The sequence below is a fragment of the Actinosynnema sp. NPDC059335 genome, assembly GCF_042752395.1.
Classification (GTDB): domain Bacteria; phylum Actinomycetota; class Actinomycetes; order Mycobacteriales; family Pseudonocardiaceae; genus Actinosynnema.
Genome location: NZ_JBHYXZ010000278.1, coordinates 1 through 5383 on the forward strand (window position 1 = coordinate 1; position 5383 = coordinate 5383).

A 5383-nucleotide genomic window follows, 5' to 3' on the forward strand; every position below is an offset into this window, starting at 1 on the left:
GGAATAAAAGCAGGGGTCCCCTGGGCGGGGACCCCTGCGGCGCGTTCGGCGCGGTGAGTTCGGTGGGGTGCGGTCGAGGTGAGGCGTTCGAGCCGAGGCGTGGCGGCCGGTCGGTCGCCCGGCGCGGCGGGGCCTACCGGTCGTCGGCCCGCGCGGTCTCGGGGCGTTGGTCGGTGGAGGCGTCGAGCAGCTCGTCGTAGATGTTGCGCTCGCCCCGGGCCTCGGCCTGGGCGCGGAGCCGCTCCTCGGCCGCCCGGTTCTCCTCCTCCTCGCGGGCGAGGGTGGCCTTCAGGCGCTTGTCCGACCGCCGCACCGCCCACACCGTGACGACCAGCGCCACCGCCATCAGCGGGTAGCCCATGGCCAGGCGCGCGGCCGCCAGCCAGCCCACCGACGCCTCGTCGTACAGCCACCGCTGCACCACGAACCGGGAGCAGAACACCAGCGCCCAGACCAGCGTGGCGATGTCGTAGTCCCGGACGCTCGCCCGGTCCCGCCGCCACGCCGTGCCCTGGCCGTTGAGGAACGACCAGATCACCCCGGCCAGCGGCCACCGGACGGCGATCGACAGCAGGAACACGCCGCCGTAGACGAGGCTCTGCCAGATGCCGAACAGGAAGAAGCCCTTGGCGTCGCCGGTCCGGTAGGCGATGAACGCGGCGATGCCCACGCCGAACACCGCCGAGACCGCCGGCTGCACCGAGCCCTTGCGCAGGGCCAGCACGATGCCGATCACCACGGCCGACGCCAACGCGCTCCAGATCGCCGGCATCAACCCGGCGAACGCGTTGACCAGCACGAACACCACGACCGGCAACGAGGAGAACAGCAGGCCGCTGACGCCGCCCATCTGCTCCAACATCGTGGGCTGCTTCTCGGACTCGTTCGCTTGGGTCATGAAGCGTTCTGCAACTCGTAGTAGGGGTTGTAGAGCACCTTGCGCCCGTCCCGCACCGCGATCCTGCCCTTGGCCTTGATGGTGCGGCCCGGCTCGATCCCGGCGATCCGGCGCCGGCCCAGCCAGACCAGCGTCACGCCCTCGGTGCCGTCGTACAGCTCGGCCTCCAGCGTGGCGGCGGCGTCCCGCGGGCACAGCTCCACGCTGCGCAGCCTGCCCAACACCGTCACCTCCTGACCGGACTTGCAGTCGCACGCGCGGACGGCCCCGACGGCCTCGACTTTTCGGGACAGGTCGTCGGCGTCCAACTCGCTCACGTCGGTGGTCAGCCGACGCACGAGGCGGCGCCAGTAGCCACCCCCAGTACCAGTCATCCCCGACTCCATGGAATGCGCGGGGCCTCGACGACGAAGCCCGTCCAACAGCCAGCGTAACCGGGTGCACTCGAACGGGTATCCGACTGGGGGAGGATCTGACGCCATGCGATCGTCACGCGCCGTTCTGCTGCCGGGCACCGCGTCCGACGAGGTGTTCGTCGCCTCCGTCTTCGCCGGTCCGCTGGCCGACGCCGGGATGGCGCTGGTCACGCCCGCGTCGCGGGACGTGCGGGGGCACGTGGCGGCGCTGGACGCGGCCTGGGGCGGCACGCCGCTGGTCGTGGGCGGCGTCTCGCTCGGCGCGCACGTGGCGGCGGCGTGGGCGGTGCGCCACCCCGAGCGGTGCGCGGGGCTGCTGGTGGCGCTGCCCGCGTGGCACGGGGACGCCGGTGGCGCACCGGCCGCGGCGACGGCGCGGGCCAGCGCCGCGCTGGTGGGGACGGCGGGCCCGGAGGCCGCGCTGGCGGGCGTGGACGGGTGGCTGGGCGCGGAGCTGCGGCGGGCCTGGCCCCGGTACGGCGCGCGGCTGGAGGGGGCGCTGCTGGAGGCGGCCGGGTCGGCGGCCCCGACGCTCGCCGAGCTGCGCGGGCTCGCCGTGCCGGTGGGGGTCGCGGCGTGCACCGACGACCCCGTTCACCCGGTCGAGGTCGCTCGGGAGTGGGTAGGGGCGCTGCCTCGTGCCTCTCTGCGCACGACGACGTTGGCCGAGCTGGGCGCGGACCGGGAGTCCCTGGGCCGCGCCGCGCTCGACGCCTACCTCGACGCCGCCGCCTCCGGCCCCGGGCGGGCGGGGCGGTCCGGACGCTAGCCCTGCTGCTGGGCCTGGATGTGCCGGGCGATGGCCTCGGGCAGCTCGATCGGCAGCGGCGTGCGCACCGGCATCGGCTGGTCGCCGCGCACCACGACCGTGCCGCGCATGACCGCGTACAGGGCTTCGGTCGCCCGCAGGCCCTGCTCCTCGGTGGGGGCCGCCGCGATGCCGCGCAGCATCCACCGGGGGCCGTCCACCCCGACCACCCGCAGGTGCACCTCGTTGTTGCGGGCGGTGATCTCCTCGCCCCACTCGCCGTTCTCCCGGAGGATCCGGAAGCCGTCGGACTTGAACTGGGCGATCATCTCGCCGCTGACCTCCGGCCACAGCCGGTCGGACCGGGGCGCGGCGAACGCGCTGACGGTGAGCTGCCCGACGGTGGTCAGCAGGTTGACCGCGTGCACCGCGCCCTTGTCGTCCAGCTGCACCTGCAGCTGCGCGCCGTCGGGCACGGGCAGCCGGATCGAGCCCAGGTCGAGCCGGTTCAGCCCGTCGTCGGGCGCGCGCGAGGAGTCGAACGGCCCGTCCTCGACGTCCTCGACGTCGTCGAACTCGACCTCGGGTTGCGCCGTCCCCCGGTTCGCGGAGTGCCTACCGCGCTTGCGGCGCTTTCCGAACATCGCCTTCACCCCTCCGTCCGGGCGAGCACGTCGTGCCCGCCAGTAGAGCCGTAGCCTCCCGCACCGCGCACGGAGTCGGGCAGCTCGTCGACTTCGCGGAACACCGCGTGTTCCACCTTCTGCACCACCAGCTGGGCGATCCGGTCGCCGCGCGACAACACGACGGGTTCCCGCAGGTCGTGGTTCACCAGGCACACCTTGATCTCGCCCCGGTAGCCCGCGTCGATCGTGCCCGGGGTGTTGACCACGCTCAGGCCGACGCGCGCGGCCAGGCCGGACCGGGGGTGCACGAACCCCGCGTACCCCTCGGGCAGGGCGATCGCGATGCCCGTGCCGACCACCGCGCGCTCCCCCGGTTCGATCACCACGTCGGTGGTCGTCACCAGGTCCGCGCCGGCATCACCCGGTCGGGCGTAGGCCGGGGGCGGGACGGCAGGATCGAGCCGGGACAGCAGGACCTCGACGCTGGGCACGGCGCGCGAGACTACCCTGGGGGCGTGAGCGAGACTGCTGTGACCGCCCCCATCGCGTTCCGCGAGCGGTTGTACGTGCCCTGGTGGGGTTGGCCGCTGCCGCTGGCCGCGGCCGCGCTGCTGGCCGCGGAGATCCACATGGGGTTCCCCGGCGTGCGGTCGTGGCTGCCGTACCTGATCACGGTGCCGCTGGCCGTGCTGCTGATCGTGCGGATGGGTTCGGCGAAGGTCGAGGTGTCCGGCGGCGAGCTGCGGGTCGGCGCGGCGCACGTGCCGCTGGAGCTGCTCGGCGAGGTCGAGGTGTTCGACGCGAAGGAGAAGCGGCGGGCGATGGGGCCCAACCTGGACCCGGCGGCGTTCGTCACGCACCGGGGGTGGGTCGGGCCGATGGTCCGGGTCGAGTTGCGCGACCCGGCGGACCCGACGCCGTACTGGCTGTTCAGCGTGCGTTCCGCGGAGGAGCTGGCGGCCGTGCTGCGCGCGCGGTGACCGCTCCCGGCGGCGGGCGCGGCACCGCGCCGCCACGGCGACCGGGCGCCACCCCCGGCGGAAAGGGTGAGCGCCCCGGTCTGGTCGTAGGTGTCGGTCTGCTCGGTGGGACTCGGATCGGTGGTGGTCGTGCGGGTTCGTGCGCGGCCGTGCGTCAGGCGCAGTCGCGGCAGATGTACTGGCCGTTGACTTCCTCGGCCAGCCTGCTGCGGTGGTGCACCAGGAAGCACTTCGAGCACGTGAACTCGTCCGCCTGCTTCGGCAGGACCTTGAACGTCAGCTCCTCACCGGACAGGTCGGCGCCCGGCAGCTCGAAGTTCTCGGCGGTCGCGTCCTCGTCGATGTCGACGACCCCGGACTGCGTTTCGTTGCGCCGCGCCTTCAGCTCCTCGAGGGAGTCCTCAGCGAGTTCGTCCGCCTCGCTGCGACGCGGTGCGTCGTAGTCGGTCGCCATACTTCTTTCACCCCTGCGGTCAACGGAGACTGTTCGTGTCGCTGGTTAACGCACCAGCGCCCCTGTTTGTGCCCCCGTCCCCAGTGACGGAGGTCTCGCTCGTGCGGCCGGGCGCCAACCCCCTGTTCGTCGACGCTTCCGGTGTCCGGCGGTGCGCGGAGCGCCGAGAGGGTAGCTCATCGATCCGGGGGTCGCGCAGCGGGTTCCCCCTAATTGAGCAGACGGGTGACAGGCCCTTCCCACGCTGGCCGGATAGGCTGGGACGCGCACCACTCACCCGCCGCTCCCGTGCTCCACCGCCCGACCAGGGCGATGACCGTCCGCGACCGGGTGATCGCGCCCCGCGACAACCCGGCCCGAGACGCGGGACCGCGGGACGCGGCCTAGCCTGATCACTGTCAACACTGGCCCAGGGGAGGTCGACGGACGTGGGACCCGGTACGGGGAGCAGCGGGTCGACGCGGTACCGGAAGCGGCGGCCGTGGCCGGCGCTCGTCCTCTTCCTGGTGCTCGCCGTGACCACGGTGGTGGTGTGGAACCGCGTGCTGTCGGAGGCGGGCGACGTGGACGCGGCGATCCGGTGCAACCCGCCCGGCGGCGCGCCGTCGCCGTCCCCGGGCGCGCCCGCCGCGCCGGCGGCCGAGCCGACCCCGGCGTTGGGCACGGTGCTCGCGCACGACGCGCTGGACCGCACCGACCCGGTGCCGGTCGGCGAGGTGCAGTTCCGGGTGTTCAACGCGAGCACCCAGCGCAACCAGGCGCGGTTCGTCGCGACGACGTTGGCCGAGCTGGGCATGAAGCAGGCGGCCGAGCCGGACAACGACCCGGTGTACCCGGCGCAGGACATGAGCTGCCGCGGCCAGATCCGCTTCGGCGCGCCCGGCGCGGGCGCGGCGCGGACGTTGAGCCTGGTGGAGCCGTGCCTGGAGCTGGTGCGCGACGAGCGGCAGGACGCGACGGTGGACGTGGCGATCGGGCAGAAGTTCAGCGAGGTGAAGCCGAACAGCGACGCCCGCAAGGTGCTCGACCAGCTCGCCGAGTGGGCGGCGCAGCAGCCCGAGCGGCAGGGCGGCCAGGCGGCCGAGGGCGGCACGCCGCTGTCGCTGAACCCGGAGCACGTCAAGGGCGCGCGCGACGTCCAGTGCTGACCGGCCACACCCGTGTGTCGAACCTCCAGCGCCCCGGGGGGTGTGGTGTGGGTTCGGGTGTTTGTCAGAGGAGCTCGGTGTGTGTGTGTGGGGGGGGGGGTGTGGGGTCGAGT

The 5383-nt window shown here is 73.5% G+C and carries 8 protein-coding genes; 3 read left to right on the forward strand and 5 right to left on the reverse strand.

Translation table 11 applies throughout. From position 1 onward, the window contains the following. Positions 1 to 133: 133 nt before the first annotated feature. Positions 134 to 898 carry a DUF3159 domain-containing protein gene (locus ACFXGA_RS39420; RefSeq protein ID WP_378098066.1) on the reverse strand — a complete coding sequence of 255 codons (765 nt, stop codon included), beginning with the start codon at positions 896 to 898 and terminating at the stop codon, positions 134 to 136. After that, positions 895 to 1272 (reverse strand): OB-fold nucleic acid binding domain-containing protein, encoded by a 378-nt coding sequence (locus ACFXGA_RS39425; RefSeq protein ID WP_378098068.1) that lies wholly within the window; start codon positions 1270 to 1272, stop codon positions 895 to 897. The genes ACFXGA_RS39420 and ACFXGA_RS39425 overlap by 4 nt, the downstream gene beginning before the upstream one ends. 106 nt (positions 1273 to 1378) lie before the next feature. On the opposite strand from ACFXGA_RS39425, the gene ACFXGA_RS39430 reads away from it, so the two are divergent. Next, positions 1379 to 2083, forward strand: a complete 705-nt coding sequence (locus tag ACFXGA_RS39430) for an alpha/beta fold hydrolase (RefSeq protein ID WP_378098070.1) — start codon at positions 1379 to 1381, stop codon at positions 2081 to 2083. Here the strand turns inward: ACFXGA_RS39430 and ACFXGA_RS39435 are convergent. Together ACFXGA_RS39435 and dut are read right to left on the reverse strand one after the other, a co-directional pair. Next, positions 2080 to 2706: a DUF3710 domain-containing protein gene (locus ACFXGA_RS39435; protein ID WP_378098073.1), complete on the reverse strand. Its 627-nt coding sequence runs from the start codon at positions 2704 to 2706 to the stop codon at positions 2080 to 2082. The two genes, ACFXGA_RS39430 and ACFXGA_RS39435, sit on opposite strands and share 4 nt — an antisense overlap. A gap of 5 nt (positions 2707 to 2711) precedes the next feature. After that, entirely contained in the window at positions 2712 to 3179 is a 468-nt protein-coding gene (gene dut, locus ACFXGA_RS39440; protein ID WP_378098076.1) for a dUTP diphosphatase, read from the reverse strand. 24 nt (positions 3180 to 3203) lie between these two features. Between dut and ACFXGA_RS39445 the strand changes: the two genes are divergently transcribed. Next, positions 3204 to 3668, forward strand: coding sequence for a DUF3093 domain-containing protein (locus ACFXGA_RS39445; RefSeq protein WP_378098079.1), 465 nt, complete (start codon positions 3204 to 3206; stop codon positions 3666 to 3668). A gap of 154 nt (positions 3669 to 3822) precedes the next feature. Here the strand turns inward: ACFXGA_RS39445 and ACFXGA_RS39450 are convergent, their stop codons facing one another. Further along, on the reverse strand, positions 3823 to 4122 hold the full coding sequence (locus ACFXGA_RS39450) for a DUF4193 domain-containing protein (protein ID WP_053717171.1): 300 nt from the start codon (positions 4120 to 4122) through the stop codon (positions 3823 to 3825). A 428-nt stretch (positions 4123 to 4550) separates the two neighbouring features. On the opposite strand from ACFXGA_RS39450, the gene cei reads away from it, so the two are divergent. Then, the gene (gene cei / locus ACFXGA_RS39455; RefSeq protein WP_378098082.1) at positions 4551 to 5270 is read left to right on the forward strand and encodes an envelope integrity protein Cei; all 720 of its coding nucleotides are present in this window, start codon (positions 4551 to 4553) and stop codon (positions 5268 to 5270) included. Positions 5271 to 5383: the final 113 nt, after the last annotated feature.